Raw genomic sequence first — 25,742 nt, 5'->3', positions numbered from 1 at the left:
CCCATCGCCCGCTGCATGACCAAGGTGCGCAGCTGACTGGCCAACGAGTGGCGGATACGCAGCGGGTGGCGTCGATCGACCAGATTGTCTTCGAGCGCCTCGATCACGCCACTGTTGTCGAGGGTTTCACGCAGCAGGAGAGCGCCGCTGTCGCTGGTGGTGCGGTGGCCGCTCAGCTCGACACGGACAGAGCCGTTGCACGAGGGCGACCAGGTCGTTAGGGTTTCACCCATGGCGAGTGGTCCTCTTGAATCGTGTTCTGGCAGGAACATCTTGATTCTACAAGAGAAAACCACTCGCCATCTTCGTTTTCAGGACGCCCTCATGAATAAGCCGGGATAAAACCTTCTCTGCCGACCATGGCATTGCTCATCATCGACTGATCACACTCGACAATCAGCGAGTGCTTGGCAAGGAATACCACATTCAGAACGTAAACAGCTATATGAGCCGATTGAAGGGCTGGATGACGCGCTTTCATGGGGTGGGGACCGAGTATTTACCCAATTACCTGGCATGGCGACGGTTGTTTGAAATCGCGAAGCCAGCAGAGGAAGCGTGGTTTCGCAAGGCGATAGGCGCAGACCAACAACAGATACCAACATAGCCATAAACAAACAGTCTTTGACAAGAGGCACCGCCATGCGCGATCCCGAGATCCATCATCCGCACCCGGCACCGCCGTACCGCGCCCTGCCCCATCCGCTGGCCACCATCCGCGCCGGCATCTCTGGCTTCCCCTCGCCTGCGGAGGACTACGTCGGCCGCACGCTCGACCTCAACGAGCGGCTGGTGAAGCGCCCCGCCGCCACCTTCTTCATGACCGTCACCGGCGACAGCATGGTCGATTTCGGCATCCATGACGGCGACACCCTGGTGGTGGACCGCTCGATCGACGCCCGCCCCGGGCACATCGTCGTCGCCCTGGTCGACGGCGAGGTGATCGTGAAGCGCTACGAGATGATCGGGAAGCGGCCCTACCTGTGCTCCGGCAACAGCCAGTACGCGCCGATCCCGGTCGCCAACCTCGACTGCCAGGTGTGGGGCGTAGTGCGCTCGGTCATCCACGAGTACCCCGTATGATCGGGCTGGTGGACTGCAACAACTTCTACGTCAGCTGCGAACGGGTCTTCCAGCCGCGACTCGAGGGCGTGCCGGTGGGCGTGATGTCCAACAACGACGGCTGCGTGATCGCTCGCTCCAACGAACTCAAGGCCCTGGGCGTCGAGATGGGCACCCCGGCCTTCGAGCTGCAGCAGTGGGTCAACCAGGGCCGCATCCACCTGCTCTCATCCAACTACGAGCTCTACGGCGACATGAGCGCCCGGGTGCGCGAGGTCCTCGAAGAGTTCTCCGCGGGCGTCGAGCCCTACTCCATCGACGAGATGTTCGTGAGCTTCGAAGGCTTCGACGCCGCCGCCACCCAGGCACTCGCGCGCACGCTCTACCGCAACGTGCGCCAGTTCACCGGCATCCCCGTCTGCGTGGGCGTCGCGCCCACCCGCACCCTGGCCAAGCTGGCCAACCGAGCCGCCAAGAAGCTGCCCGAATTCCAGGGCGTATGCGTGATGAACGCCGACGGCGACGACACCCGCCGCCGGCTCGAGCGCACCACCCTAGGCGACGTCTGGGGCGTCGGCCGCCGGCTGGTCGAGCGGCTGGCCATACAGGGCATCGAGACCGCCTGGGATCTCCGCCAGGCCGACCCCAAGGCCATCCGCCGGCGCTTCTCTGTCACCCTCGAGCGCACCGTGCGCGAGCTCCAGGGCACGCCCTGCATCGAGCTCAACGACGCCAGCGAGCCCCGCCAGCGCATCATGACCTCGCGCTCCTTCGGCCGGCTGACCGGCGAACTGGGCGACCTGCAGGACGCCATCCGCCAGCACGCCCAGCGCAGCGCCGAGAAGCTCCGCCAGCAGGACAGCCACGCCCGCGCAGTGCTCGTCTTCCTCAAGACCAACCGCCACCGGTCTGACCTGCCCCAGTACTCACCCAGCGTCGTCGTCGAACTGCCCAAGCCCACCGACGACAGCCGCCTGATCCTGGCCGCCGCCCAGCAGGGGCTCCAGGCGATCTATCGCCGTGGGTATCGCTTCATGAAAGGCGGCGTGATGCTGCTCGACCTGGTAGACGCCAACCGCGAGCAGCTCTCGCTGCTCGACACGCCCGAGCGAGAAGCACAGCGCGAGCGCGACCACAAGCTGATGGCCGCCCTGGACGAACTCAACGGGAAGATGGGCAAGGGAACGGTGCGCCTGGGCGTGCCGCGCCAGAACGCCGCCTGGCACCTACGCTGCGCACACCGCACGCCGCGATGGACGACGCAGTGGATCGAGCTGCCGAAAGTGCGGACCTGATAACATCGTCACAGGTGTATGACGTCAGATGTGACGAATGTTCTACACCACTCACCCTACCCTCATAGCCTGAAAGAAAGAGTGATCACTATGCCTAGAATAAGAAAAGCCCCACATCTGCGGGACTCAACTGTCGGGCTTATTAAGCCACTTCTAGGCACCATTCTTTGATAGCATCGGTCAACTCATCCGTATCTTTTCCTAGGAAATGAGGGACACGAAGACTCTTTAAGTAAAGAGAGAAATCCTTCACCTCTTCTTCAGCTGCTCTCAAATCTGCATCTTTCATATTTCCACCAGGACGAAGAATGAAAATCGTCCCATTCCGAAAGGCTTTTTCAGTAGTAGCCACGGACACATCTCTATGACCTAGGTAAAGCTCACCCTGAATTTTTTCAGGCTTAGTGAAGTCTGCTGAGACAATTGTGGCAGCTTCATGCCCATCGCGCTCCCTTCGAAAAGGCAAAAATAGATTGATACCTAACTCTGTTTTGACCTTAGGGTCTTCAGGGACATGTCGACGATACTCATTACCTAACCTGAAAGCCAATGAGTCGTTTATCCTTCTGTACGCACGTTTTTTTGTAATCGGAGAGTGCCTGGTAGAACGATAGCCACGTGGAGCGCTGAGAGGAACAAGGTCCCCCATCATTCGCTCGACGATCTCCTCAGCACTTTCACCTTGGGCAAATCCCCCTTCAACAACACTAAGTTGTGGGGAGGTCCAGTTTTCTGGGTTCGGCTCAGACTCGATCATCATCTCTGCCACCCGACAAGCGAGCTTCGCATGAAACTCTGCCCTGTCATCATAAAGACAGCGAAGACGACCAAAATCGTCAATTGTCTGAATGTACGGCGTACCTTGTTGCGGCAGAAAAGCAACACCCAAATTCAGCCTTTCTCCAGCCGAAAGATCTGGTGTCCATTGAACACGGTACCACTTCCCTTTGACTAAGCACGGGGCAGCACTTTGTTTCTCCCGGAAAATGTCGTCAATATTAAGCATAGTCACACCGGCATAGTCGAAAGTTTTTGGCTTAGCCGATCAGAACCGTTTTCGGCCCGGTTGTGGAAGAACGATTCAATCGCTGCCCTACGCGATGGGTCATTTCCAAGGAATGCTTGCCACCAATCCCTCAGCTCATCCTTTATGGAATTATAGACGTCTGGGTGGCGCTCTGCAGCTCTGACTACAAATCCTTCTTCAATGGGAACATTGCCGCCTAACGTCATAATCTCAATCAAGATATTCCGAAAACGACCCTCTGGCGCGAGCGCATCAGCAGTCCAGCAGATGTCGACCGGCATATTGCTGTGATCAATGACGAATATTTCACCTTTTTCATCGATCAAGAAATTCCCCAGGTTTCTGTCTTGGTTTGCCGCCCAATCGTCGAATGCCATCAAAGGGGAAAGACCACGCCATCCCTGAAGAATCTCACGTGTCGCGGTAGCCGCCAATGCTTCGGGAAGACCTGCGTAAATAGAGTTGGGAGACCGCCCGGGGGACTCGCTAACTGCAAACGCGTAGCGATACACACCCTCCGGACAGTTTTTAATCTCCATTGAATCAACCAAGGCTTGATTCAATTGCACAATACCCGCCCGCTGTGGCACGGGTAAATCGCAGGCCTTTGCAATGAGATACCCAGTCAGCTCATTGACTACACCCAAGCTGCGTGAAGCTGGAAAACACTTGAGAAACCCTCGCCCCTGAACGCCGTTCTCCCATGAAATGTCACAGGCATACGTTTCAGCCATTCGACCATCGGGAGTTCTGCCACGGAGGCTTCTTACGGACTCAGGCTCTAAGAGCTCAATAGATGAGTTATTCATGACCTAACTAAGCCCTCAATCGAAGCTGAATTCGCTGCGGTTGTTGCCGGCGGACACTTCCATGTCCACACAGCTTTCTAGCAGGCTGTAGCTGCCCGGTCCGGTAACGCTTGCCACGTCGCGACAATGGTTCTGGATATTGGCCGGCAGGCTCGACCACTGGCCCTTGAGCCCGCTGTAGGCCGTCTGTTCTATGTCGATGCAGCTGTTGTACAGCATGTTGCTGGAGTCGCCGCTGATGCTGGCCACCTGCTCGCAATGGGCCTCGACGTTGAAGCGGGGAACCTGCTGAGCACCGACCGATATCGATACCAAACATGTACCGAGTACCGCCGCGTTAGCCGCCACCTTGATCGCTTTCATCCTTGTTCTCCTTGCGTATAGCGCCCTACCGGGCGCTTTGGTGACGGTCTTCTGCCGCCTTAATTTAGGAGCAGTTACTCCTCCATCAACTCAATAAATTCTTCCCAGGTCACCTTGATGCCGTTTTCCTTCTTTGTTCTACCTTTGCACCAAATAAGACCAGTATTCACCACGTACATATCACCACGAAAACTGTCTTGATTATCGTAAACACGAAACTCAACACCGCGCTGCTTAACTTCCATGTCAACGCTTAATTTATTGATACTAACCTTCATTCAGCATTCTCCCTGCTCGGTTTTACTTCATGAGATCCGCCCGATGCGCACCTCGCAGCGCCCCAGGATCTCCACCTCGCGCATACGCTCGGGCGGGATCATCTCGGGCTGGTAATGCTCGTTATCGCTGATCAAGTAGAGCGCACCGCCGGCTAGGCGCTGCACGCGCTTGATGCGCCGCTCGCCGCTGATCAGCAGCAGAAACACTCCTTCCTGACGCGGGTCGGTGTTGCCCAGGTCGACCAGCGTCCAGTCACCATCCTCCAGGGTGCCTTCCATCGAATCACCGCGTACCTGCACGCCGGCTACCCGGCCCGGGGAAAGCCCCAGCGCCGAGAGCTGCTCCGGCGGGAAGTACAGCGTGGTCTTGATCGGCTCGGCCTCGAGGCTGCGGCCGGCCCCGGCGGCGGCCTCGATGTCGTACATCGCCACCGGCACCGCGTCGGCGCTCGGCGTCTGGCTGCCCAAACCAACCGGCGAACCATCTTCCACACGGAAAGCAGATGCCTCCGGCTCAGTTTCCGCGTGGAGTCGCCCGGTCAAAACGTAGAATATATCCACCCCCAGAGATTCCAGACGGGCGAGTAAATCCACTGGGCATTTCTGCCTTCCGGACAGCACATCCTTCAGTCTCTGAGAGCTTGACTCCCCGGCATTGCGGGCTGCAGCCGCCATCGACAGGTTAAGCCGATTCAGCTCTTCCCTCAGGCGTGAGGGGATTTCTTCCACCATTGCGCTTGACACGGTGTATATATTCCACCAATCTTGAAAACGTAGTCTTAGACAACCTTAGGGAAGCCTACCCGATGAGCACTGACGACAACAGCCCTCGCCCCGTGGTGTCCCGCTCTCCCCGCGGCTGCACCGCCCACGTGATGACCCAGATCACCCCGCAGGAACGCCAGAAGCTGGAGGACATCGCCGAGCTGGAGATGCGCTCGCTGTCCAGCACGACTCGGATGCTGCTGATCAAGGGCATCGAGCAGTACGACGCCGAAACCGAACAGGCGTCTCGTTCCTGACCCATTCCCGTCCTGTTCTGCCGCATAAGGAATTCCGCCATGTACCAGGACCCAAAGCGCATTCGCTCCAAGGCCACCGTCTACCTCGACCAGTACGAGCAGGACGTGATCACTGCGCTGGCCAACTACCTGGGCGTCCCGAAGGCCGAGGTGATGCGCCAGATGATGATGAAGGAGGCCCAGGAGGTACTGGGCATCGACCTCGCCACGCTCACCGACACTGTCGCCGCTAGCGCGGGCTGAGACCAGCACCACATCCACCGTGCATTCGAGGTTCCCCATGCCGGAACAACCCATGGAGCTCGACCCGCAGATGACGGCCGTGCTCGACGCCACCCGCGAGCAGCAGGGCCTGGAAACCCGACAGCAGGCCGCCGAGTGGCTGCTGCGCCGGCGCATCCGCCGAGGCGCCCAGGGGCTCACCGGCCGCGGTCGAGCGCTCTACGAAGTGAAAGGAGAAAACCGGTGAGGATCACCTGCCCGCATTGCCGAGAGAGCGTCGCCACGCGCTCCAGCGTCCGTCCCAACGCGGCTCTCTACTGGGCCTACGCCCAGTGTGTGAATCCCGAATGCGGCTGGGGCGGAAAAATCCAGATCGAGTTCGTCACCACCCGGGCCCCCAGCCAGAACCCGCAGCCGGACGTGCAGATTCCGGCCGACCCGGAACTTCGCCGCCTGCTGCGCGAGCAGCTGCTGGCCGGCAGCTACTGATTCCACGATAAGGAGATCGCCATGAACAACGTGACATCCATCGCCCAGCACCAGGACCCGCACAACATCGCCGCCGCGCGGCTGTTCCGCGACCGCTGGGAGAATCGGGTCAACGCCCTGGCCAACTGCATCGAGCACCTGGTCGTCGACCACGAGATGACCGAGGAAAACGCCGAGTTGGTGGCCATTCAGGCCTACGCCGATCTGGAAGCCACCAACCAGACCGCCCGCATCGATGTCGATGCCTGCACCTCGCACGTGGTGGTGCTGCGCACCGAGGGCGGCCGCCCGGTGGTGTTCACCGTCACCGATCTGATGCGCGTGCTCGAACAGGCCCGCCAGGACGATCGCGCCGTGGTCGTCGATCGCGATCGGCGCCGCCCCGTCGTCCTCGAGCACTGACCCGGCGCCCGTCGCCCCGCAACACCCTCCCCGTTCACGAGTAAAAGGAGGCCCAGCGTGAATCCATCGCTGCGCCAGGACATTCTTGCGCGCTTGCAGCGCGACTACCGCGCCGAGGAACGCGGCCAGTACCTGCAGAAGGTGCTGTGCCCGGACTGCGGCAAGCGCGAGGCCTACATCGCCGCCGAAGCGCCGTGGATGCTCAAGTGCGGGCGGGAGAACAACTGCGGCAGCCAGGTGCACGTGAAGTCGCTGTTCCCGGAGCTGTTCTCCAGCTGGACGGAACGCTACGACGTGCCCGAGCAGCGCGCCGAGAGCGCCACGCCGGTGGCCGATGGCTATCTGCGCGACGGCCGCGGCTTCGACCTGGAGCGTATCCGCGGCTGGTACACCCAGGAGAGCTACTGGAAACCCGGCATCGGCGGCACCGCCACGGTGCGCTTCGCCCTGCCCGGCGGCGCCTACTGGGAGCGGCTGCTCGACAGGCCCGAGCGTTTCGGCAAGCAGAAGGCGAACTTCGTCGGTGGCTACAAGGGCTACTGGTGGCAGCCGAAGGCGCTGACCACCGCCGACCTGGCCACCGGTGACGAGGTGTGGATCGTCGAGGGCATCTTCGACGCCATCGCCCACTACCACCACGGCAAGGCCGCCGTCTCGGCGATGAGCTGCGCCAACTACCCCGAGCATGCGCTCAAGGCACTGGCCGATGCCGCCCACGCCGAAGGCGTCGCCCGCCCTACCCTGGTGTGGGCGCTAGACAGCAACCGCGCCGGCCAGAACGCCACCCTCAAGCACGTGAAACGCGCCCGCGCCGAGGGCTGGGAGTGCCGAGCCGCGCAGATCCCCGGCAGCGGCAAGCACGACTGGAACGACGCCCACCAGCGCGGCGAGCTGACCGACGAGCACTACGCCACCTACCGCTACCACGGCGACCTGCTGCTAGCCCCCACGGCCATGGCCAAGGCGCTGATCCTCTACAAGCGCACCGAGCGCCGGGAGTGCTGGTTCGAGTTCAAGCGCCAGATCTGGTGGTGGAAGCTGGACGTGGATGCCTTCGACCGGGCGGTACGCGCCGAGGGTGCCGACGGCGACGATCAGCAGAGCCTGGATCCGGCCCAGCGCGACGCCGCCCTGGAGCAGGCCGGCAGCGTGAAGCGCATCTGCACCTGCTTCCCCACGGCGCTCTACTACCAGGCCAACGCCGTCACCGACGAGAGCTGGTACTACTACCGCATCGAGTTCCCGGACGGCCGGCCGGCGGTGAAGAACACCTTCAGCGGCGGGCAGCTGGCCTCGGCCTCCGAGTACAAGAAGCGCCTGCTGGGCGTGGCCCCGGGCGCGGTGTGGACAGGAACCAGCCAGCAGCTCGACACCCTGCTCCAGGACCAGATCGGCAACATCAAGACGGTCGAGACGATCGACTACATCGGCTACAGCAAGGAGCACGGGGCCTATGTGTTCGGCGATCTCGCCGTGGCCGGTGGCAAGGTCGTGCCGATCAACGCCGAGGACTACTTCCCGCTCTCACCGAGCAAGCACCTCAAGACCCTGAGCCAGTCGGTCGCCCTGCACCTGAACCCCGACCGCGAGGCCTACCGCACCGACTGGACCCGCCAGCTGCTCGGCGCCTTCGGCGCCAAGGGCGTGGTGGCCACCGCCTACTGGCTGGGCAGCCTGCTCGCCGAGCAGATCCGCGGTGCCATGGGCAGCTTCCCGTTTCTGGAGATCGTCGGCGAGGCCGGCGCCGGCAAGTCCACGCTGATCGAATTCCTCTGGAAGCTGGTCGGCCGCCGCGACTACGAGGGCTTCGACCCCAGCAAGGCGACCATGCCGGCCCGCGCTCGCAATTTCGCCCAGGTGGCCAACCTGCCGGTGGTGCTGATCGAGTCCGATCGCGAGCAGGAAGGAGGCGCCAAGCAGAAGCAGTTCGACTGGGACGAGCTCAAGACCGCCTTCAACGGCCGCTCGATCCGCGCCCGCGGCGTGAAGAACGGCGGCAACGACACCTACGAGCCGCCCTTCCGCGGCAGCATCGTGATCAGCCAGAACGCCGCCGTCCAGGCCGGCGAGGCGATCCAGACCCGCATCTGCCATCTGCACTTCACCCGCGAAGGCCAGACCCGCCAGACCAAGGAACTGGCCGAGGCCCTGGAGAAGGCCGAGCTCGAGCATGTCAGCCAGTTCGCCCTGGACGTGGCCAAGCGCGAGGCCGAGCTGCTCGAACTGATCACCCGGCGCGCCCGGGAATACGCCGAGCGCCTCGCCGAAGACCCCGATATCAAGGTGCTGCGCATCGCCAAGTGCCACGGCCAGCTGATGGCCCTGGTGGAGTGCCTCGGCCCCGAGGGGCTGGGCTTGTTCGACGCCCAGACGATCGACATGGCCTGCGGCCACGTTCGGGAGATGGGACGGGAGCGTCAGCAGTCCATCAATGCCGATCACCCGCTGGTCGCCGAGTTCTGGGAGGCCGTCGAGTACCTCGAGGGGCTCTCCGAGGAGCCGCTGCTCAACCACTACGGCAAGAACAGCGACCTGGTGGCCATCAACCTCAAAGACTTCGAGCGCCGCTGCGCCGACTACAAGCTGCGCATCCCCGAGGTACGCGAGCTCAAGCGCTACCTCAAGTCCAGCAAGACCCGGAAGTTCGTCGACGCCAACCGCACCGTCCGCAGCCAGATCCGCCTGGGTAACGCCAGCGTGAAGTGCTGGGTGTTCCAGGCCTGACCAGGGAGGAGATCGCCATGCGCCACCGCACCTACACCCTCGACCAGGCCGCCAGCCTGCTCAACCTCGACCGAAACACCCTCGCCCGCCGGCTGCGCGAGGCCGGTGTGCTGGGCAACGACAACCTGCCCGCCGGGCCATATCGACGCAACAGACGCGGCAACACCCGCCTGGTGCTGGTGGCCACCGGCGTCTACTGGCACCCCATCTGCGGCTGGACCCACTACGGCCGCACCGAACTCACCGATGCCGGCCTCGACCACGTGGCCGACAGACTCGGCATCACCATCGACCACCTGCCCGCGCACCACGCCCGCCGGGCAGTGACACAACCCCACCACGCAAGGAGCGCCTCATGACTATGCCCAACCTCAGCCAGCGCCTGAGCGAGCGCAATCGCCAGGCCCTTGAAGCCATGCACGCCGCCGAGGCCGACGCCGAGCGGCGCCTGGCCCGGATCGAGAAGCTAGGCCCCACGGCGCTGAACCGACTGGCCCAGGTCGCCCAGGGCGACAGCGGCCAGAGCCACCACTGCCGGCGCCTGTTGCTGGCCGTCTACAACGGCCCCGAGTGGCCGCTCGAGCTCACGCGCCTACGCGTGATTGACCGCGACCTGCAGGACGCTGCCCTGGTCGTCATCGAGTGGGCCACCTACTCCGGCCGCGAGCTTCACGAGTACCTGGACGACGGCGACCGCCTGATGCAGCGCTTCTGGCTGCTCGAAACCCACAAGGAAGAGGACTGAACGATGGCTGATAGTGCCGACGTAGCCGCCGAGATAATGGAACGCCGCCAGGAAGCGGCCCTGGCCAACCGCCCCGCCCTGCATGCGGTCGCCGACGCCGAGGAATGCGACGACTGCGGCTACGAAATCCCTGCCGCTCGCCGAAAGGCCGCGCCCTGGGCGACCACCTGCATCGAGTGCCAGGGGCTGAGGGAACGGAGGGGCCGCCATGTCCGATAAGCCAACCAAAGGCGGGCCGCTGGCCCGCCAAGCCGCCATGCTGTGCAGAGATGAACGTTTCCGCCTCTACCTGGATCGCCGCCGGCGCCACAAGTTCGCCCTCACCGAGAGCCAGCTGCCCGACGGCACTCACGATGAGCAGGATGCCCGGGACTGGCTCTGCGCCGCTTGCGGGATTGAGAGTCGAGCAGAGCTGGATCACGATCGACAGGCTGCCAACACCTTCCAGAGCATCCGCCGGCGCTATGGCCGCTGGCGAGTTCAGAGAAACGTTGCCACTCTGAAATCTCGGCGCTAGGCAGAAGGGATAGTGCCGTGCCCTGTCAGCTACCGAGCAGCAGGGGAAAAGCAATCTGGAATGAGGTGAGCAGACATGTGGGGAAAAATCGAAGGTCAGCGCTTACGCCTAGCCAAGATGTACATTGCAGACTATTGCCTAGCATTGCGCGAAGAATCAGGAAACGTTGATATTCCGTACGTTGTTGCCCGGATAAACAATGAGTTTCACCTGGTTCCTGAGTCAGAAATGCTCTCTCTGATAAATGATATTGGCTATTTCTTTCACTGCCTCGATAACCAGCAGGTGGAAGCGCTAGATCGCGGTGGTTACTGGAAGTGGAAGGCAGTATCAGCTCTTGAAGCCAAAGCCGAGCTGGAGAGGAACCTCAACCAATTACAAGCATAACTAGAAATATTTCTCAGCCCACTGTAATAATCAGGCTGATGATAGAAGCAACCTCACACCATAGTGGATCATGATAGCCATGGAGGGCAGCATGCACCGCGATCCATACAAGGTTTCCCCGGACAGCGCGCTCGCTCACCCATCAGTGCGACCTGTTTTCGAGCGGCTTCTCGGGGCACCCATCCAGGAAGAAGAAAGCGAGATGAAATCCGTCTCGTCCACGAATGTCCGGCCAGAAGATAGTGTCGCCGCCCTAGCTGCCGAGATGTGTCGAGGGTACGCCTTCCCTCTTTACCTGGATCAACGTCAGCGACAGAAATTCGGCAAGTCTGAAAGGGAATGCCAGGATGGAACCCATGACGGCCTGCAGGCACGCGATTGGCTCTGTCAGGCATGTGGCGTGCGCACCTGGTCAGAGCTGGACACCAACCCACAAGCCGCCGAAACCTTTCTGAAGATCTATAACCGCTTCTCTCGCTGGCAATCCAGGCACCAAGACAAGAACTAGCCACACCGCCCCTCTGGGCGGCTCAACTCGCCTCCATAAATAACGGTATAAGAAAGAAATCCACCGTGCTTCCACCCCTGCCAAGCTCTCTAAGATTGCCTTAGACTGTATAAGAGTACAGTACCAAGGAGGCACATCATGGCAGACGGCGTCGAGGTACGCGGCAACACCGTGCGCGTCTACTTCCGGTGGCAGGGAGATCTCTGCCGCGAGCCGCTCCCGGGCTCGGCGACGGAGCGCAACATCGAGCACGCCCGACGGCTGGCGACCATCATCAACTACGAGATCGAGGCAGGCACCTTCGACTATGCCCGCCACTTCCCGGAATCGAAGCGCCTTCACGAGAGCCGGTTCGGCTACTACCTGGACCTGTGGCTGGCCATCAAGGAGAACGAGCTCGCCTACTCCAGCTTTCGAGGTATCAAGTCGAAGGCCGAGACGCACGTGCGCCCGCGCTGGGGCGGCGAACAAGCCGATGCGATCGACCACATCGAGCTCCAGGACTGGATCCAGAAAGACCTGGCGAAGCACCTGTCGAACAAGACGATCAAGGAGATCGTCAGCATCATGCGGCAGACCTTCCGGCTCTACGCCACACGCAACAAGAAGGCCTTCGATCCGACGCTGGGCATCACCATCCGCCTGCCGGACGACGAGGATCCTGACCCGTTCAGCCGGAGCGAGATCGACAAGATACTCACCACGCCGACGAAGCGCGTTCAGGAGCTCAACCTGATCCAGTTCGCGCTCTACGACGGCCCCAGGATCTCCGAAGCCCAGGCCCTGGCATGGGAAGACGTGCTTGATGTCGAGAAAGGCATCATTCGGTACCGGCGCGCAGTGGTGCGCGGACGATTCAAGGTGACGAAGACCAAGCGATCGACGCGAGTCCACCACCTGCTGAAACCGGCGCGGGAAGCGCTCCAGGAGCAGTACGCGCTGACCGGCAAACTTCCGGCGCAGCCCTACGAGATCGTCGATCGTGACAACCGCACCGTGCGCAAGGAGAAGCTTCGGCTGGTGTTCCTGAATTCCCAGAGCGGCAAACCGTTCTACGAGAACGCGATCCGGCAACGCTTCTGGAAGACCCACCTGGAGAAGGCCGGGGTGAGATATCGCAGCCCGAACCAGTGCCGGCACACCTTCATCAGCCAGATGCTATCGCTGGGCGTGGTGCCGCTGCACTGGATCTCGAACCATGTCGGCCACTCCACCATCAACATGATCCAGCGCCGCTACGGCAAATGGATCAAGTCCGACGGCCAGGACGTGCCCAGCATGATCGAGAAACTGCTCGAGCTCTGACCATTCCCAGGATTGTTCCCAAAACCCTTCCCAACGGCCAGAAACGAAAAAGGGAAATCAACATAAGATGTTGATTCCCCTTTAAAATTCGGTGGCGGAGGGGGAGGGATTCGAACCCTCGAAGCCTTTCGACTTACGCGCTTTCCAGGCGCGCTCCTTCGACCACTCGGACACCCCTCCGCATTGTTATCCTTTAGCTCTGGCGCGTGGCCTTTTGCTCAAGAACGGCGCATATACTAACGACTTAAGTCCGCGAATGCAAGCCAGTTTCGCGGTTTTCATGCGACCCCATGCCGCCCGGCTCAGGCCTCGGGCAGCACCGCGTAGTCGCCCCGCGCTTCCAGGCAGAGAGTGTCTCCGCACCAGAGACGCTGGACCAGGGCGATGCGCCCCTTGCCGCGCCGCTCCAGGCGCTCGGCGAGGCTGGCGGGGCCGTCGTCCGCCTCGGGCTCGCAGACCAGCCGGTAGTCGCCGGTCACGGGCGCCAGGAAGCGCTGGGTGGACTCGGCGACCACCACGTCCCGGGCGAGGCCGCGGCGGCGCAGCCAGAGCGTGGTCCAGCACCAGCCGAGCAGGGTCGTCTGGGCGGCGAGCGCGCCGCCGAAGCCGGTGCCCTTGTCGTTGAGGCTGGGCGTGAGCGCGAGCTGCCAGGTAAGGCGCTCGTCGTCGCGGGTCATCTCGCGGATGCCGAGCGCCCCTACCATGGGGATCGCCTCGCCCAGCCAGGCGAGGAAGGCGGCCATGTCGTCCTCGCCCCCGACAGCGGGCAGCGGCAGGCGCGGGTGGGGAACGCCGATCTCGCGCATGGGCTCAGTCCCAGCGCTCGACGAAGGCGTCGATGTCGTGCTCGGGCAGCGGCTTGTGGCGCCCGCCCAGGGTGCCCAGGTAGAGGAAGGCCACCACCTCGTCGTCCTCGGCGAGCCCCAGCCCCTTGCGCACGGTGGGATCGAAGGCGTACTTGCCGCTGCGCCACATGGCGCCGAGCCTCTGGGCGTGGGCGGCGAGCAGGATGCCGTGGGCGGCGCAGCCGGCTGAGATCACCTGCTCGATCTTCGGCACCTTGGGCTCGTCAGGCGTGACCTTGGCGATCACCGCGATGATCATCGGCGCGCGCAGCGGCTTCTTGCGGGCCGCGTTGAGGGTGGCATCAGAGGCGTGGGGATCCTCGCGGAACTCGGCCTCGGCGAACAGCTCGCCGAGGCGCGAGAGGCCCTCGCCGGAGAACTCGATGAAGCGCCAGGGGCGCAGCTCCTTGTGGTCCGGCGCGCGCAGGGCCGCCCGGTAGATCGCCTCGAGCTGTTCGGGGTTCGGCGGCGGGCCCATCAGCTTGCCCATGGAACTGCGTTCGTGCAGCAGCGTCAGCGCGTCCATTGAGTCTCTCCCTTGGGTTTTTCAGACGAGAATCTTTCTCGTCACTCTATCAGCTGCCCGGGCGACTGTCGTGCCGGCGCCCTCCTCGTTAGGGCTATCGCAGATAGATACATCGCTCGGGGCTGATCTGGGGGCAAGCCTGCGAGCGGGGCCGGCCTTCCGGAGGCGCTGTGAACCCTTCCTTGGGCGCTACCGACGCCATCCCTGGCGTAGGATCTCCTCGTCAGCTTGCCCCCAGCGCCCCTCGGCTTTCGTAACTGCGATAGCCCTGCCCGCCTCGTGCCTCTCTGCTGCGCGTCCTTATTGCCGAGAGAGCCGCAGCGGCTCGGGGGGCCGCTCGCCGGGGGTGGCGCGCCAGGGGCTGATGTCGAGCCCGCCGCGGCGCACGTAGCGCGCCAGCACCAGCAGCCGCTCCGGGTGGGCGCGGGCCATCAGGTCGGTGAAGATGTGCTCCACGCAGTGCTCGTGGAAGTCCTGGTGCTGGCGATAGCCGATCAGATAGCGCAGCAGCCCCTCGCGGTCGAGCCTGGGGCCCCGGTAGCGGATCAGCACGCTGCCCCAGTCGGGCTGGCCGGTGACCGGGCAGTTGGACTTGAGCAGGTGCGAGGTGAGCGTCTCCTCGACGATCTCCTCCCCCGCCGTGAGGTGCGCGGCGCTCGGGGTGTAGTCGGTGACCTCGATGTCCAGGTCGTCCAGGCACTCGCCGGGCAGGCGCTTCACCGCCAGCGCCGCGTCGTCCAGGTCGAGCAGCTCAACCGCGACCGGCGCACCGGCCGCCTGAGCCAGGTCGCGCAGCAGGGTATCGATCACCGCCTGGCGGCTCTCGAAACGGGTCTGGTTGAAGCCGTTGAGGTAGAGCTTCCAGGACTTGGACTCGATCAGGTAGGGCGACTCGGCCGGCAGGCGAAAGCGCGCCACGGCGACCAGCGGCTTGCCCCGGGCGTTGAGCCAGGAGACCTCGAAGGCATGCCACTCGTCCTCGCCGACGAAGGGCAAGGCGCCCTCCTCGATGCCCAGCGGCGCGCGGTTGGCGGCCCGGGGAATGGGATAGAGCAGCCCGGCATCGTAGTGCTCGGGATAGGCGGACTCACGCCCCAGCGGGGCGTGGGTGAGGGTGTCGGGTCGATGTTGGGTCATGTCTGTCAGCTCCTGATGCCCTTGCCATGCTTCAGCATCCACAGCGCGACGCCGTAGAGCACGCTGATGAAGGCCAGCACGGCCGCCAGCGCCCAGCCCACCGGGATGTCGGAGACCCCGAGGAAGCCGTAGCGGAAGACGTTGACCATGTAGAGGATGGGATTGAGCATCGAGACGCCCTGCCAGAAGTCCGGCAGCAGCGAAATCGAGTAGAAGACGCCGCCCAGGTAGGTCAGCGGCGTCAGCACGAAGGTCGGCACGATGGAGATGTCGTCGAACTTCTTGCCCAGCAGGGCGTTGATGAAGCCGCCGATGGCGAACAGCGCCGCGGTCAGCACCACCACGAAGACCGTGAGCAGCGGGTGGGCCACCTCGATGCGGGTGAAGAACAGCGACACCCCGGTGACGATCAGCCCCACGCCCAGGCCCCGGGCCATGCCGCCGAGCACGAACCCGGAGAGGATCACCCAGTTGGGCATCGGCGAGACCATCATCTCCTCGATGGAGCGCTGGAACTTGTTGGAGAAGAAGGATGACGCCACGTTGGAGTAGCTGTTGGTGATCACCGCCATCATGATCAGCCCGGGGACGATGAAGTCCATGTAGCTGTAGCCGTCCATCTCGCCGATCCGCGAGCCGATCAGGTTGCCGAAGATGATGAAGTACATCGTCATGGTGATCGACGGCGGGAGCAGGGTCTGCGGCCAGATTCGCGTGAAGCGCTTGATCTCCTTGTGCACCAGGGTCCAGAGGGCGATGGCGATCTGCTGGGGATTCATGGGCGCGCCTCCTTCTGCTGGTCGTCTTCCACCATGGAGACGAACATCTCCTCCAGGCGATTGGCGCGGTTGCGCATCGACATCACCTGCATGCCCTGCTCGCTGAGCGCTGCGAAGACGTCGTTGAGCCGCTGGCCGCGATGCACCACCACCGCCAGCTGGGCGTCGTCCACCCGGCTGATCTCGAAGCCCTCGACCTCGGGGGCCGCCGCCACCGGATGGGCAAGATCGAGCAGGAAGGTCTCGGTATCGAGCTCGGCGAGCAGCTCGCGCACGCTGGTGTCGCGCACGATCTCGCCGTGGTTGATGATGCCCACGCGGCGGCAGAGGCTCTCGGCCTCCTCGAGATAGTGGGTGGTGAGGATGATGGTGACACCCTCCTCCCGGTTGATGCGGCGCATGTACTCCCACATGCTGCGGCGCAGCTCGATGTCGACGCCGGCGGTGGGCTCATCGAGGATCAAGAGCTTGGGGCGATGCATCAGCGCCCGGGCGATCATCAGCCGGCGCTTCATGCCGCCGGAGAGCATCCGCGCGGGGCCGTTGCGCTTGTCCCACAGGCTCAGGTCGCGCAGCAGCTGTTCGGCGCGGGGCAGCGCCTCGCGCCGCGACATGCCGTAGTAGCCCGCCTGGGCCAGCACGATGTCGATGACCTTCTCGAACTGGCTGAAGTTGAACTCCTGGGGCACCACGCCGAGGTGGTACTTGGCCCGGGCGAAGTCGGTGTCGACGTCGATGCCGAAGATCGTGATCTTCCCCGCGGTCTTCTGCACCAGCGAGCAGACCACGCCCAGGGTGGTCGACTTGCCGGCGCCGTTGGGGCCCAGCAGGGCGTAGAAGTCGCCCTGGGCGACGTCGAGGTCGATGCCCTTGAGGGCCTCGAAGCCATTGCCGTAGACCTTGGTCAGGCCACGGATGGACAGAGCCGGTTCGGCCATGAAAGATCCCGTACAGAAGATGAATGGGGTGCCGCGGCGACACGCGCCGGAAAAAACCCGCTCGCGTCCCGGCACACGGGGCGCTGAGATGGGGGCGCCACGGCGCAATTCAAGCCGCCGCCCCTCCGCCGCAGGGCTATTGCAGTTGGCGCTATCGCTCGGGGCTGATCCGTCGACAGGTCCCGAAGTGTCGGACCAACGAGGGGGCGCTGTGACCCCCTCCCTGGGCGCTACCGACGCCATCCCTGGCGTAGGCCCCCTCTCTTCGACCTGTCCTCGGCGCCCCTCGCCAGATCCAACCTGCCTTCCGCCGCTCGAGCCGGACATCAGGCAGCGACCGATGCCTGCGCGCCCGTCGCGGCCTACCATCTTACGCCACTGGCATGACGGTTCGCAGGCTCATCGCTCCCGCGCACCGCGTGTTGACCCCGTGACGCCGGGGCCCTAGGCTGGAGCGCATTCCTGGGGGAGTCCTCGCGGACTGAGATTCCGGCAGCGTGCCTCGCGGCACGCCCGGTAACCCTTCGAACCTGATCCGGATCATGCCGGCGAAGGGAAGGAAGTGCCGTTCGGCCACGCTTCTCACCCAACGCAACTGCGTCCTCTCGTAGCGACGCTCGGCATCACGCCGGGCCATTCCATGCTAGGGAGAACGTCATGCTGTCGACCGCCCACGCCTTCTGGTGGCTCATCGCCTTCGCGGCGCTCTTTGCCGTGCCGGGCCTGCTCTATGCCCGCCGCCACCACGAGAGCCTCGAAGACTTCATCATCGCCCGCAACAGCCAGAGCGCCACCGCCACGGTGCTGACCCTGATGGCCTCGACGCTGGGCACCTGGATCCTGTTCGGCCCCGCCCAGGCGGCCACCTGGGGGGGCCTGGGCGCCATCGCCGGCTATGCGCTCGGTTCGCTGGCGCCCCGGCTGGTGATGATTCCGCTGGGGCGGCGCCTGCGCGAGCTCTCGCCGGGCGGGCACTCGCTCACCGAATTCGTGATGAGCCGCTACGGGCGCCCCATGTACGCCTTCACCCTGGTCATCATGCTGTTTTATCTCTTTATCTCGCTGGCCGCGGGGATCACCGCCATCGCCAAGATGGTCGGGCTGCTGGCGCCGGTCCCGCTGTGGGTAACCAGCTCGGTGGTGATGGCCGCCACCCTGCTCTACACCCTCTACGGTGGCCTGCGCGCCTCGATCTTCACCGACAAGGTGCAGATGATCGTGATCCTGCCGCTGCTCGCCGTTCTGCTGATCGTCGGCTGGCAGGCCGCCGGCGGCCTCGAACCCACCCTCGCCGGGCTCGAGGCGACGGCGCCGCAGCTGCTGGACGTCACCGACCTGGGCGGCCTCAAGGCCGGCCTCACCTTCTTTCTGGCCGTGATGCTGACCGGGCTCTTCTATCAGGGCAACTGGCAGCGCGTCTATGCCGCCCAGAGCAACCGCGCCGTGGGCCTGGGCTTTTTGCTCGGCGGCCTTCTGAGCGCGCCGATGATCTTCGTGATGGGCCTGTTCGGCCTGGCATTCGTGGGGCTGGGGCTGCCCGGCGACGGTTCGGTGGCGCTGTTCAGCGTGCTGCTCGCCGACATCCCGGGCTGGTTCGCGGTGGGGCTGATCTTCCTGGGCCTGGCGCTGGTGATGAGCAGCGCCGACACCACTATCAGCGCCGCCTCGAGCATGATCGCCGTGGACGGCGGGCGCCTGCTGCCCGGCGCCAGCGGCCCGCGGCTGATGCGCCTGTCGCGCTGGCTGATCCTGCTGCTGGCACTGCCGGTGACCTTCGTGGCCGCCCAGGGCTACAGCGTGCTGTATCTCTTCCTGCTGGCCGACCTGCTGTGCTGCGCGGCGGCCTTCCCGGTGTTCTTCGGGCTGTTCAACCGCCGCTTCGACGGGCGCGCCGCGGTGCTGGCCACCCTCAGCGGCCTGGTCGCCGGCCTCACCCTCTTCCCGGCGCCGGGCGACGCCCTGACCACCCTGATGGAGTCCTTCCTGCTCGCCACCTTCATGCCAGTCGTGACGGGGCTGGCACTGCTGGCGCTGCTGCCGGCGAAGCAGCGCTTCGACTTTGCGGTACTGAGCGCCGGCGCGCGACGCTTCGAGGGGTAACGGGTAACACGCAAACGCCCCTCGAAAGGGGCGTTTCGCGTTCTGGGGCTCGCTACTGATAGCGCTAGGAGTGTCGCCCCGCCGGGCGTTCGAGGCCGAAGTGGCCGCGCAGCGTGGTGGTGGTGTACTCCTCGCGGAACAGCCCGCGGCGCTGCAGTTCCGGCACTACCTGGTCGACGAAGTCATCGATCCCGCCGGGCAGCGACGGCGGCATCAGGTTGAAGCCGTCCGCGCCGCGGCCGCGGAACCAGCGTTCCATCTCGTCGGCGATGCTCTCCGGGGTGCCGATCATGGTGCAGTGGCCGCCGCCGGCGGCGAGGCGCCCGAGCAGCTGGCGCAGGGTCGGCCGCTCGGTCTCGATGATACGCAGGATGGTGGCGTAGCGCCCCTGGGGGCCGCGGAACTCGGCCAGCGGCGGCAGCGACGGCACCGGCGCATCGAGCGCCCAGTCGCTGCAGTCCTGCTCGATGAAGAGCCCCAGCTGGCGCAGCGAGGCCGCCACCGGCAGGCACTCATCCAGCGCCCGCTGCTTGGCCCGGGCCTCCTCCATGGTGGAGCCCACATAGGTGACGAGCCCCGGCAGGATCGGCACCGGCGCGCTGCGCCCGGCCGCCGCCACCCGATCCTTGATGTCCCGGTAGTAGCCCTGAGCGGTTTCCAGGTCGTAGGCGACCGCGTAGATCGCCTCGGCGTAGCGCGCCGCCAGGTCGCGTCCCTGGGACGAGGCGCCCGCCTGCACCAGCACCGGATGGCCCTGGGGCGGGCGCGGCAGGTTCAGGGGCCCGTCGACCAGGAAGTGCTCGCCGTGGTGGTCGATCCGGCGCACCTTGTCCGGATCGGCGTAGCGGCCCTGGCGGTCGCGCTCGATGGCGTCGTCGGACCAGCTGTCCCACAGCGCCAGCACCGTCTGCACGAACTCCTCGGCGCGCGCATAGCGCTCGGCATGGGCCGGCATGGCTTGGTAGCCGTGATTGCGCGCCTCGCTGTCGAACATCGAGGTCACCACGTTCCAACCCACGCGCCCGCCGGAGATGTGATCCAGCGAACCCACCAGCCGGGCCGCGTGGAAGGGGGTATAGAAGGTGCTCGAGAGCGTGCTGATCAACCCGATATGCCGGGTGGCGCGGCTCATGGCGGAGAGCGCGGTCAGCGGCTCGAGGTGCCAGTTGAAGCCGTCCTCCACGCTGCCGGCGCTCATGCCGTCGGCGAAGAACACCGCGTCGAGCTTGCCGCGCTCGGCGGTGCGGGCCAGGGCCTCGTAGTAGGCGATGTCGCCGAGCCGCTCGGCGCTGGAGTCCGGGTGACGCCACGCCGCGCGATGGTGGCCGGCGCCCATCACGAACAGGTTGAGGTGCAGTCTCTCGTCGGGGTTGCGCGGCCTCATCATCCCTTCACCAGTCCGCCGTCGACGATCAGGTTCTGGCCGGTGACCGCCCTCGCCCAGGGCGAGGCGAAGAACAGCGCCGCGTCGGCGAACTCCTCCGGCGTGGTCACCCGGCGCAGCGGGGTGTTCTGGGCGATCAGGTCGAAGACCGCCTCCGGGGTCGCGCTGGACGCATCGGTGGTGCGCAGCAGCCCGCCGGAGATCATGTTCACGGTGATGTTGTCGGGCCCCAGGTCGTTGGCGAGGGTGCGGGTCAGCGAGAGCAGCGCGGCCTTGCCGGCGGTGTAGTCGTGATAGGGCACGACGGGGTTCTGGAAGAGGTTGGTGCCGATGTTGATGATGCGGCCCCCACCCTGCTCGCGCATGCCGGAAAGCGCCGCCTGGATGGTGTTCAGCGCGCCCCGGTTGACGCCCTCAAGCTGCTGGTGGAGGCGTGCCCAGTCGAGCGAATCGGCATTGGGACGCGCGTCGCCGTTGAAGGTGAACTCCGGCAGGGCGTTATTGACCACGGTGGAGATCGGGGCGCCGAAATGGCCGCGCGCCTGCTCGAACAGCGCCCTGATCGCGTCGGCGTCGCGCACGTCGGCCTGGACGGCCAGCGCCCGCTGCGGCGCCTCCTTCACCAGCGCCTCGGCGGCCTCGCGGCTCTGGTAGTAGTTGACCACCACGCGGGCGCCCTGGTCGAGGAAGGCACGGGTCAGGTGGGCGCCAAGACCGCGAGCGCCGCCGGTGATGAGCACCACCTGCTGGTCGATGGGGAGAGAGGAAACAGCCATGAGGACTCCTTGATACGCGGCAAAGGACGCCGCGCTGGAGCCGGCCGACATCCCTTCGCCAGTGTGAACTGGATCAGGTTCGACGGGTATTATCTCAGCGGCCGCGGCCGCACCCCGTGTCTCGGGCCACCTTAGCGCATTCGGGAAAGCAGAAACAGCCGGGCTGGCGTTCCGACTCGAGATATGAGTCTTGGCCTGACCGGGGAGATACAGGGATCGGTTGGAGCAAAAACGAGACGCGACGAAGTGTCATCAACCAGGCTGATGCCCTAGCTCATGATCAACTTCAGGAGGGGGTGATACATAGATTGGAGCGGGAAAGGAGATTCGAACTCCCGACCCTCGCCTTGGCAAGGCGATGCTCTACCGCTGAGCTATTCCCGCTAATCTATAGGTCGTGCTTGTGCGAAGTGGCGTCCCATAGGGGGTTCGAACCCCTGTTACCGCCGTGAAAGGGCGGTGTCCTAGGCCACTAGACGAATGGGACGCATGGAGCGGGAAAGGAGATTCGACCGGGCTGGCGATCCATCGGACTGGCGTTCCAGATCCTGACCCGAGCCTTGGCTCGTTTACCACACTCTTGGAGCGGGAAAGGAGATTCGAACTCCCGACCCTCGCCTTGGCAAGGCGATGCTCTACCACTGAGCTATTCCCGCTTGGCCTTCTCGCACTGTGTTACCACCGGAAGTCGAAGGTGGCGTCCCATAGGGGGTTCGAACCCCTGTTACCGCCGTGAAAGGGCGGTGTCTTGGACCACTAGACGAATGGGACGCAAATTGTACCTTCAAACTACTGACTTCCCGAAGGAAGTTGGAGCGGGAAAGGAGATTCGAACTCCCGACCCTCGCCTTGGCAAGGCGATGCTCTACCGCTGAGCTATTCCCGCACTCCGGTACCTTAACGAATCGAGTGGCGTCCCATAGGGGGTTCGAACCCCTGTTACCGCCGTGAAAGGGCGGTGTCCTGGACCACTAGACGAATGGGACGCATTGGCTCGCTCGTCGAGGTGCGGCGAATATTACCGACGACCCCGAAAGCTGTCAAGCACCTCTCGTCGCTCGTTGATATCGCGTGACCTGTCACGGCCCGCCACTGGAAACCCCCACCCTGCTAGATGTCAGAATGGCAGCAGGACGCCGAGCCCGCCGCCGGCGCCACGACGCAAAGAGGAGATAGCCCATGCGCAGCAAGATCGAGAAGAGCGACGCCGAGTGGCGTGAGCAGCTGACGCCCGAGCAATACCGCGTCACCCGCGAGAAGGGCACGGAGGCCCCCTTCAGCGGGAAATACCACGTGAGCGATGAGCACGGCATCTATCACTGCGTGTGCTGCAACGCCCCGCTGTTCGAGAACGAGCACAAGTTCGAGGCCGGCTGCGGCTGGCCGAGCTTCGATCGCCCCTTCACCGACAAATGCGTCGAGGAGCAGACCGACACCAGCCACGGCATGCAGCGCACCGAGGTGACCTGCGCCCGCTGCGACGCCCACCTCGGCCACGTGTTCCCCGACGGTCCGCCGGAGACCACCGGGCTTCGCTACTGCATCAACTCGGTAGCGATCGAGTTCCACGCCGGCGAGTAGCCGCGAGACCCGCGACTGCCCTGCCCGGAGACGGCCGTCCATCTGCTATGATGACGGCCGTTTTTATTCACGCTCACGCAGGAGAGGCTCGATGCTCGGCTGGTTTCCGGGACACATGAACAAGGCGCGCCGGCAGATCCTCGAGGCGCTGCCGGAGATCGACGTGGTGATCGAGGTGCTCGACGCCCGGCTGCCCTACTCCAGCGCCAACCCCATGCTCGCCGAGCTGACGCGCCACAAGCCGGTGCTCAAGATCCTCTCGCGGGCCGATCTGGCCGACCCCGAGCGCACCCGCGAGTGGACGGCCTTCTTCGACGCCCAGGCCGATACCCGGGCACTCGCGGTGACCACCACCCAGGCCCGCGAGCTCAAGCGCATTCCCAAGCTGTGCCACGAACTGGCCGGCCAGGTGCGCGCCGACCGCGACGTGCGGGTGATGGTCATGGGCATCCCCAACGTCGGCAAGTCGACCCTGATCAACGGCCTGGCCGGGCGCACCATCGCCAAGACCGGCAACGAGCCCGCCGTCACCAAGCGCCAGCAGAAGGTGCGCATCGGCGGCCGCGTGGCGCTGATCGACACCCCCGGCGTGCTGTGGCCGAAGATCGAGGATCAGGCCAGCGCCCTCCGCCTGGCCGCCAGCGGGGCCATTCGCGACACCGCCATCGACTATGTCGACGTGGCAGTGGTCGCCGCCGCCGAGCTGGCCCGGCGCTATCCCGAGGCGCTCACCGCGCGCTACAAACTCAAGGCGCTGCCGGCCTACACGGCGCATCCCGATGCCGACCAGGTGGATGCCGACGGCCCCGTGCGGGTCGATCTGCTGGCCCTGAGCGGCTACGACGGCCATGCCATCCTCAGCGAGATCGCCGCCAAGCGCGGCGGCCTGCGCGCTGGCGGCGAGATCGACCTGCACCGCGGCGCGGAGGTGCTGCTCCACGAGCTGCGCGACGGCAAGCTCGGTCGCCTGACCCTGGAAACGCCGGCGGACATCCCGGTCGCGCCGGAACCCGACGAGCTCGCTGCTGAAGAACGGGCCCCGGACGAACGGACCCTGGACGAGCAGCCCTCCAAGGATGGTGGCGACGACGCCGAACCCGCATAATCACACGACGCCGACGAACAACGACCGCCGCCCAAGGCGGCACACGGACATCACTGGATTCAGCGCCCATGGATACTCCCCCGATCAGGAAATCGCACAAGCTCGAGAACGTCTGCTACGACATCCGCGGCCCGGTGCTCGAGCACGCCAAGCGGCTGGAGGAAGAAGGCCAGCGCATCCTCAAGCTGAATATCGGCAACCCCGCGCCGTTCGGCTTCGAGGCACCGGAGGAGATCCTCCAGGACGTGATGCGCAACCTCTCCACCGCCCAGGGGTATTGCGATTCCAAGGGGCTCTACTCGGCGCGCAAGGCGATCATGCAGGAGTGCCAGCGCAAGGAGATTCCCGGCGTCGGCATCGAGGACATCTACATCGGCAACGGCGTCTCGGAGCTGATCGTGATGGCGTTTCAGGCGCTGCTCAACGACGGCGACGAGGTGCTGATCCCGGCCCCCGACTACCCGCTGTGGACCGCCGCCGCTCACCTCTCGGGCGGCCACGCCGTGCACTACCGGTGCGACGAGCAGGCCGACTGGGCGCCGGACATGGATGACATCCGCGCCAAGGTGACCGCCCACACCCGCGCTATCGTGATCATCAACCCGAACAACCCCACCGGCGCCGTCTACCCGCCGGCGGTGGTGCGCGAGCTTCTGGAGATCGCCCGGGAGCACGACCTGGTGGTGTTCTCCGACGAGATCTACGACAAGATCCTCTACGACGGGGTCGAGCACGTCTCCACCGGGGCGCTGGCCGGTGAAGACCAGCTGGTGGTAACCATGAACGGGCTCTCCAAGAGCTATCGCTGCGCCGGCTTTCGCAGCGGCTGGATGATCCTCTCGGGGAACCTCGCCAAGCAGCGCGCCGCCGACTTCATCCAGGGGCTGACCATGCTGGCCTCGATGCGCCTGTGCGCCAACGTGCCGGCCCAGCACGCCATCCAGACGGCGCTGGGCGGCTACCAGTCGATCAACGACCTGATCCTGCCGGGCGGACGCCTGCTCGCCCAGCGCGACATCACCGTCGAGAAGCTCAACGCCATTCCCGGCGTCAGCTGCACCCGGCCCAAGGGGGCGCTCTACGCCTTTCCGCGGCTCGACCCCAAGGTCTTCAACATCCAGGACGACCAGCAGCTGGTGCTCGACCTGCTGCTGCAGGAGAAGATCCTGCTGGTCCAAGGCACGGCCTTCAACTGGCCCGAGCCCGATCATGTGCGCATCGTCACCCTGCCCTGGGCCGACCAGCTGGAGGATGCCCTGGACCGCTTCGCGCGCTTCCTGTCGCGCTATCGTCAGTAGCCGGGGCTATGCTTGCCCGTCGCTTGAAACCCGGCGGGCCAGCGCATATCTAAGCAATAGCTAAGCAACAGCTTGTCTACGCCGCTGCCGCGGCGCCTCGTAACGATGACTGGAGAGT

General features: G+C 64.5%; 32 protein-coding genes, 7 tRNA genes, 1 pseudogene and 2 riboswitches. Of the genes and pseudogenes, 20 read left to right on the top strand and 20 right to left on the bottom strand.

Going from position 1 to position 25,742, the window contains the following annotated elements; all coding sequences use genetic code 11:
• The coding region (locus BM388_RS05330; RefSeq protein WP_175535036.1) for a transposase at positions 1–272 on the bottom strand (272 nt) is incomplete at its 3' end.
• Positions 273–340: 68 nt separating this feature from the next.
• Between BM388_RS05330 and BM388_RS05325 the strand changes: the two are divergent.
• From BM388_RS05325 to BM388_RS05315, 3 genes and pseudogenes are all read left to right on the top strand, one after another.
• Positions 341–607, top strand: a pseudogene (locus BM388_RS05325) (IS1595 family transposase); the annotation flags it as partial.
• A 35-nt stretch (positions 608–642) separates the two neighbouring features.
• Positions 643–1,083, top strand: coding sequence for a LexA family protein (locus tag BM388_RS05320; RefSeq protein ID WP_089847954.1), 441 nt, complete (start codon positions 643–645; stop codon positions 1,081–1,083).
• Positions 1,080–2,357: a Y-family DNA polymerase gene (locus tag BM388_RS05315; protein ID WP_089847952.1), complete on the top strand. Its 1,278-nt coding sequence runs from the start codon at positions 1,080–1,082 to the stop codon at positions 2,355–2,357. The genes BM388_RS05320 and BM388_RS05315 overlap by 4 nt, the downstream gene beginning before the upstream one ends.
• 142 nt (positions 2,358–2,499) lie before the next feature.
• Here BM388_RS05315 and BM388_RS17540 read toward each other — a convergent pair whose 3' ends face one another.
• From BM388_RS17540 to BM388_RS17795, 5 genes are all read right to left on the bottom strand, one after another.
• Entirely contained in the window at positions 2,500–3,363 is an 864-nt protein-coding gene (locus tag BM388_RS17540; RefSeq protein WP_139233896.1) for a hypothetical protein, read from the bottom strand.
• 2 nt (positions 3,364–3,365) lie between these two features.
• The gene (locus BM388_RS17535; protein ID WP_139233895.1) at positions 3,366–4,118 is read right to left on the bottom strand and encodes a hypothetical protein; all 753 of its coding nucleotides are present in this window, start codon (positions 4,116–4,118) and stop codon (positions 3,366–3,368) included.
• A 90-nt stretch (positions 4,119–4,208) separates the two neighbouring features.
• On the bottom strand, positions 4,209–4,556 hold the full coding sequence (locus BM388_RS05310; RefSeq protein ID WP_089847951.1) for a hypothetical protein: 348 nt from the start codon (positions 4,554–4,556) through the stop codon (positions 4,209–4,211).
• 74 nt (positions 4,557–4,630) lie between these two features.
• Complete coding sequence (locus BM388_RS05305; RefSeq protein ID WP_089847949.1) at positions 4,631–4,834, bottom strand: hypothetical protein; 204 nt, start codon at positions 4,832–4,834, stop codon at positions 4,631–4,633.
• A gap of 27 nt (positions 4,835–4,861) precedes the next feature.
• Positions 4,862–5,302 carry a S24 family peptidase gene (locus BM388_RS17795; protein ID WP_175535035.1) on the bottom strand — a complete coding sequence of 147 codons (441 nt, stop codon included), beginning with the start codon at positions 5,300–5,302 and terminating at the stop codon, positions 4,862–4,864.
• 338 nt (positions 5,303–5,640) lie between these two features.
• Here BM388_RS17795 and BM388_RS05295 point away from each other — a divergent pair, with 338 nt between their 5' ends.
• The 13 genes from BM388_RS05295 to BM388_RS05245 all read left to right on the top strand — a co-directional run bounded on the left by BM388_RS05295 (position 5,641) and on the right by BM388_RS05245 (position 13,155).
• Positions 5,641–5,856, top strand: coding sequence for a hypothetical protein (locus tag BM388_RS05295; RefSeq protein ID WP_089847945.1), 216 nt, complete (start codon positions 5,641–5,643; stop codon positions 5,854–5,856).
• 39 nt (positions 5,857–5,895) lie between these two features.
• Positions 5,896–6,099: a hypothetical protein gene (locus BM388_RS05290; protein WP_089847943.1), complete on the top strand. Its 204-nt coding sequence runs from the start codon at positions 5,896–5,898 to the stop codon at positions 6,097–6,099.
• Between the two features lie 37 nt (positions 6,100–6,136).
• Complete coding sequence (locus BM388_RS05285; RefSeq protein WP_089847940.1) at positions 6,137–6,325, top strand: hypothetical protein; 189 nt, start codon at positions 6,137–6,139, stop codon at positions 6,323–6,325.
• Positions 6,322–6,567 (top strand): ogr/Delta-like zinc finger family protein, encoded by a 246-nt coding sequence (locus BM388_RS05280; protein ID WP_175535034.1) that lies wholly within the window; start codon positions 6,322–6,324, stop codon positions 6,565–6,567. The genes BM388_RS05285 and BM388_RS05280 overlap by 4 nt, the downstream gene beginning before the upstream one ends.
• A 21-nt stretch (positions 6,568–6,588) precedes the next feature.
• The gene (locus BM388_RS05275; protein ID WP_089847936.1) at positions 6,589–6,969 is read left to right on the top strand and encodes a hypothetical protein; all 381 of its coding nucleotides are present in this window, start codon (positions 6,589–6,591) and stop codon (positions 6,967–6,969) included.
• Between the two features lie 57 nt (positions 6,970–7,026).
• Positions 7,027–9,693, top strand: a complete 2,667-nt coding sequence (locus tag BM388_RS05270) for a toprim domain-containing protein (protein WP_089847934.1) — start codon at positions 7,027–7,029, stop codon at positions 9,691–9,693.
• A gap of 17 nt (positions 9,694–9,710) precedes the next feature.
• Positions 9,711–10,052 (top strand): hypothetical protein, encoded by a 342-nt coding sequence (locus tag BM388_RS05265; protein ID WP_089847932.1) that lies wholly within the window; start codon positions 9,711–9,713, stop codon positions 10,050–10,052.
• Entirely contained in the window at positions 10,049–10,438 is a 390-nt protein-coding gene (locus BM388_RS05260) for a DUF7673 family protein (RefSeq protein ID WP_089847930.1), read from the top strand. Before BM388_RS05265 ends, BM388_RS05260 begins: the two co-directional genes overlap by 4 nt.
• A 3-nt stretch (positions 10,439–10,441) precedes the next feature.
• Entirely contained in the window at positions 10,442–10,657 is a 216-nt protein-coding gene (locus BM388_RS05255; protein WP_089847928.1) for a TraR/DksA C4-type zinc finger protein, read from the top strand.
• Positions 10,647–10,955: a hypothetical protein gene (locus BM388_RS05250; RefSeq protein WP_089847926.1), complete on the top strand. Its 309-nt coding sequence runs from the start codon at positions 10,647–10,649 to the stop codon at positions 10,953–10,955. Before BM388_RS05255 ends, BM388_RS05250 begins: the two co-directional genes overlap by 11 nt.
• Before the next feature lie 75 nt (positions 10,956–11,030).
• Positions 11,031–11,342 (top strand): hypothetical protein, encoded by a 312-nt coding sequence (locus BM388_RS17530; protein WP_139233894.1) that lies wholly within the window; start codon positions 11,031–11,033, stop codon positions 11,340–11,342.
• A gap of 91 nt (positions 11,343–11,433) precedes the next feature.
• The gene (locus BM388_RS17525; protein ID WP_139233893.1) at positions 11,434–11,850 is read left to right on the top strand and encodes a hypothetical protein; all 417 of its coding nucleotides are present in this window, start codon (positions 11,434–11,436) and stop codon (positions 11,848–11,850) included.
• 138 nt (positions 11,851–11,988) lie between these two features.
• On the top strand, positions 11,989–13,155 hold the full coding sequence (locus tag BM388_RS05245) for an Arm DNA-binding domain-containing protein (RefSeq protein WP_089847924.1): 1,167 nt from the start codon (positions 11,989–11,991) through the stop codon (positions 13,153–13,155).
• 92 nt (positions 13,156–13,247) lie between these two features.
• On the opposite strand, the gene BM388_RS05240 is transcribed toward BM388_RS05245, so the two are convergent.
• The 6 genes from BM388_RS05240 to BM388_RS05215 form a co-directional block, all read right to left on the bottom strand.
• Positions 13,248–13,335, bottom strand: a tRNA-Ser gene (locus tag BM388_RS05240).
• A gap of 122 nt (positions 13,336–13,457) precedes the next feature.
• Positions 13,458–13,961 (bottom strand): YiiD C-terminal domain-containing protein, encoded by a 504-nt coding sequence (locus tag BM388_RS05235; protein WP_089847922.1) that lies wholly within the window; start codon positions 13,959–13,961, stop codon positions 13,458–13,460.
• A 4-nt stretch (positions 13,962–13,965) separates the two neighbouring features.
• Entirely contained in the window at positions 13,966–14,526 is a 561-nt protein-coding gene (locus BM388_RS05230) for a nitroreductase family protein (protein ID WP_089847920.1), read from the bottom strand.
• Positions 14,527–14,826: 300 nt separating this feature from the next.
• Entirely contained in the window at positions 14,827–15,663 is an 837-nt protein-coding gene (gene queF, locus BM388_RS05225; protein ID WP_089847918.1) for an NADPH-dependent 7-cyano-7-deazaguanine reductase QueF, read from the bottom strand.
• A 5-nt stretch (positions 15,664–15,668) separates the two neighbouring features.
• Positions 15,669–16,442 (bottom strand): ABC transporter permease, encoded by a 774-nt coding sequence (locus BM388_RS05220; protein ID WP_089847916.1) that lies wholly within the window; start codon positions 16,440–16,442, stop codon positions 15,669–15,671.
• Positions 16,439–17,380 carry an ABC transporter ATP-binding protein gene (locus tag BM388_RS05215; RefSeq protein ID WP_089847914.1) on the bottom strand — a complete coding sequence of 314 codons (942 nt, stop codon included), beginning with the start codon at positions 17,378–17,380 and terminating at the stop codon, positions 16,439–16,441. Before BM388_RS05215 ends, BM388_RS05220 begins: the two co-directional genes overlap by 4 nt.
• Before the next feature lie 454 nt (positions 17,381–17,834).
• A riboswitch (TPP riboswitch) is annotated at positions 17,835–17,954 on the top strand.
• Between the two features lie 83 nt (positions 17,955–18,037).
• Here BM388_RS05215 and BM388_RS05210 point away from each other — a divergent pair.
• Positions 18,038–19,480 carry a sodium:solute symporter family transporter gene (locus tag BM388_RS05210; RefSeq protein ID WP_089847912.1) on the top strand — a complete coding sequence of 481 codons (1,443 nt, stop codon included), beginning with the start codon at positions 18,038–18,040 and terminating at the stop codon, positions 19,478–19,480.
• 64 nt (positions 19,481–19,544) lie between these two features.
• On the opposite strand, the gene BM388_RS05205 is transcribed toward BM388_RS05210, so the two are convergent.
• From BM388_RS05205 to BM388_RS05170, 8 genes are all read right to left on the bottom strand, one after another.
• Entirely contained in the window at positions 19,545–20,867 is a 1,323-nt protein-coding gene (locus BM388_RS05205; protein ID WP_245781461.1) for an LLM class flavin-dependent oxidoreductase, read from the bottom strand.
• Positions 20,864–21,640, bottom strand: coding sequence for a 3-oxoacyl-ACP reductase (locus tag BM388_RS05200; RefSeq protein WP_089847910.1), 777 nt, complete (start codon positions 21,638–21,640; stop codon positions 20,864–20,866). Before BM388_RS05200 ends, BM388_RS05205 begins: the two co-directional genes overlap by 4 nt.
• A gap of 33 nt (positions 21,641–21,673) precedes the next feature.
• Positions 21,674–21,767, bottom strand: a riboswitch (TPP riboswitch).
• A gap of 182 nt (positions 21,768–21,949) precedes the next feature.
• Positions 21,950–22,024 (bottom strand) — tRNA-Gly (locus BM388_RS05195).
• Positions 22,025–22,051: 27 nt separating this feature from the next.
• Positions 22,052–22,127, bottom strand: a tRNA-Glu gene (locus BM388_RS05190).
• A gap of 94 nt (positions 22,128–22,221) precedes the next feature.
• Positions 22,222–22,296 (bottom strand) — tRNA-Gly (locus tag BM388_RS05185).
• Positions 22,297–22,335: 39 nt separating this feature from the next.
• Positions 22,336–22,411: transfer RNA gene (locus BM388_RS05180), tRNA-Glu, on the bottom strand.
• A 40-nt stretch (positions 22,412–22,451) separates the two neighbouring features.
• Positions 22,452–22,526, bottom strand: a tRNA-Gly gene (locus tag BM388_RS05175).
• A gap of 24 nt (positions 22,527–22,550) precedes the next feature.
• Positions 22,551–22,626, bottom strand: a tRNA-Glu gene (locus BM388_RS05170).
• Positions 22,627–22,819: 193 nt separating this feature from the next.
• Between BM388_RS05170 and msrB the strand changes: the two genes are divergently transcribed.
• From msrB to BM388_RS05155, 3 genes are all read left to right on the top strand, one after another.
• A complete protein-coding gene (msrB, locus tag BM388_RS05165; RefSeq protein WP_089847908.1) occupies positions 22,820–23,221 on the top strand; it encodes a peptide-methionine (R)-S-oxide reductase MsrB in 402 nt (133 codons plus the stop codon).
• 91 nt (positions 23,222–23,312) lie between these two features.
• Entirely contained in the window at positions 23,313–24,326 is a 1,014-nt protein-coding gene (gene ylqF / locus BM388_RS05160) for a ribosome biogenesis GTPase YlqF (protein WP_089847906.1), read from the top strand.
• Positions 24,327–24,394: 68 nt separating this feature from the next.
• Complete coding sequence (locus BM388_RS05155; RefSeq protein WP_089847904.1) at positions 24,395–25,624, top strand: pyridoxal phosphate-dependent aminotransferase; 1,230 nt, start codon at positions 24,395–24,397, stop codon at positions 25,622–25,624.
• Positions 25,625–25,742 lie beyond the last annotated feature (118 nt).

The organism is Halomonas saccharevitans, from assembly GCF_900116405.1.
Lineage (GTDB): Bacteria > Pseudomonadota > Gammaproteobacteria > Pseudomonadales > Halomonadaceae > Halomonas > Halomonas saccharevitans.
This window is presented reverse-complemented; position numbering and strand designations above follow the sequence as displayed.

Coding starts and splice junctions, on each gene's coding strand:
- BM388_RS05295 (WP_089847945.1), top strand. CDS start 5,641: ATGAGCACTGACGACAACAGCCCTCGCCCCGTGGTGTCCCGCTCTCCC.
- queF (WP_089847918.1), bottom strand. CDS start 15,663: ATGACCCAACATCGACCCGACACCCTCACCCACGCCCCGCTGGGGCGT.
- BM388_RS05320 (WP_089847954.1), top strand. CDS start 643: ATGCGCGATCCCGAGATCCATCATCCGCACCCGGCACCGCCGTACCGC.
- BM388_RS05275 (WP_089847936.1), top strand. CDS start 6,589: ATGAACAACGTGACATCCATCGCCCAGCACCAGGACCCGCACAACATC.
- BM388_RS05230 (WP_089847920.1), bottom strand. CDS start 14,526: ATGGACGCGCTGACGCTGCTGCACGAACGCAGTTCCATGGGCAAGCTG.
- BM388_RS05235 (WP_089847922.1), bottom strand. CDS start 13,961: ATGCGCGAGATCGGCGTTCCCCACCCGCGCCTGCCGCTGCCCGCTGTC.
- BM388_RS05255 (WP_089847928.1), top strand. CDS start 10,442: ATGGCTGATAGTGCCGACGTAGCCGCCGAGATAATGGAACGCCGCCAG.
- BM388_RS05220 (WP_089847916.1), bottom strand. CDS start 16,442: ATGAATCCCCAGCAGATCGCCATCGCCCTCTGGACCCTGGTGCACAAG.
- BM388_RS05260 (WP_089847930.1), top strand. CDS start 10,049: ATGACTATGCCCAACCTCAGCCAGCGCCTGAGCGAGCGCAATCGCCAG.
- BM388_RS05210 (WP_089847912.1), top strand. CDS start 18,038: ATGCTGTCGACCGCCCACGCCTTCTGGTGGCTCATCGCCTTCGCGGCG.
- BM388_RS05205 (WP_245781461.1), bottom strand. CDS start 20,867: ATGATGAGGCCGCGCAACCCCGACGAGAGACTGCACCTCAACCTGTTC.
- BM388_RS17535 (WP_139233895.1), bottom strand. CDS start 4,118: ATGGCTGAAACGTATGCCTGTGACATTTCATGGGAGAACGGCGTTCAG.
- BM388_RS05310 (WP_089847951.1), bottom strand. CDS start 4,556: ATGAAAGCGATCAAGGTGGCGGCTAACGCGGCGGTACTCGGTACATGT.
- BM388_RS05285 (WP_089847940.1), top strand. CDS start 6,137: ATGCCGGAACAACCCATGGAGCTCGACCCGCAGATGACGGCCGTGCTC.
- BM388_RS05245 (WP_089847924.1), top strand. CDS start 11,989: ATGGCAGACGGCGTCGAGGTACGCGGCAACACCGTGCGCGTCTACTTC.
- BM388_RS05265 (WP_089847932.1), top strand. CDS start 9,711: ATGCGCCACCGCACCTACACCCTCGACCAGGCCGCCAGCCTGCTCAAC.
- ylqF (WP_089847906.1), top strand. CDS start 23,313: ATGCTCGGCTGGTTTCCGGGACACATGAACAAGGCGCGCCGGCAGATC.
- BM388_RS05200 (WP_089847910.1), bottom strand. CDS start 21,640: ATGGCTGTTTCCTCTCTCCCCATCGACCAGCAGGTGGTGCTCATCACC.
- BM388_RS05250 (WP_089847926.1), top strand. CDS start 10,647: ATGTCCGATAAGCCAACCAAAGGCGGGCCGCTGGCCCGCCAAGCCGCC.
- BM388_RS05155 (WP_089847904.1), top strand. CDS start 24,395: ATGGATACTCCCCCGATCAGGAAATCGCACAAGCTCGAGAACGTCTGC.
- BM388_RS05290 (WP_089847943.1), top strand. CDS start 5,896: ATGTACCAGGACCCAAAGCGCATTCGCTCCAAGGCCACCGTCTACCTC.
- BM388_RS17525 (WP_139233893.1), top strand. CDS start 11,434: ATGCACCGCGATCCATACAAGGTTTCCCCGGACAGCGCGCTCGCTCAC.
- BM388_RS05315 (WP_089847952.1), top strand. CDS start 1,080: ATGATCGGGCTGGTGGACTGCAACAACTTCTACGTCAGCTGCGAACGG.
- BM388_RS05215 (WP_089847914.1), bottom strand. CDS start 17,380: ATGGCCGAACCGGCTCTGTCCATCCGTGGCCTGACCAAGGTCTACGGC.
- BM388_RS05305 (WP_089847949.1), bottom strand. CDS start 4,834: ATGAAGGTTAGTATCAATAAATTAAGCGTTGACATGGAAGTTAAGCAG.
- BM388_RS17540 (WP_139233896.1), bottom strand. CDS start 3,363: ATGCTTAATATTGACGACATTTTCCGGGAGAAACAAAGTGCTGCCCCG.
- msrB (WP_089847908.1), top strand. CDS start 22,820: ATGCGCAGCAAGATCGAGAAGAGCGACGCCGAGTGGCGTGAGCAGCTG.
- BM388_RS17530 (WP_139233894.1), top strand. CDS start 11,031: ATGTGGGGAAAAATCGAAGGTCAGCGCTTACGCCTAGCCAAGATGTAC.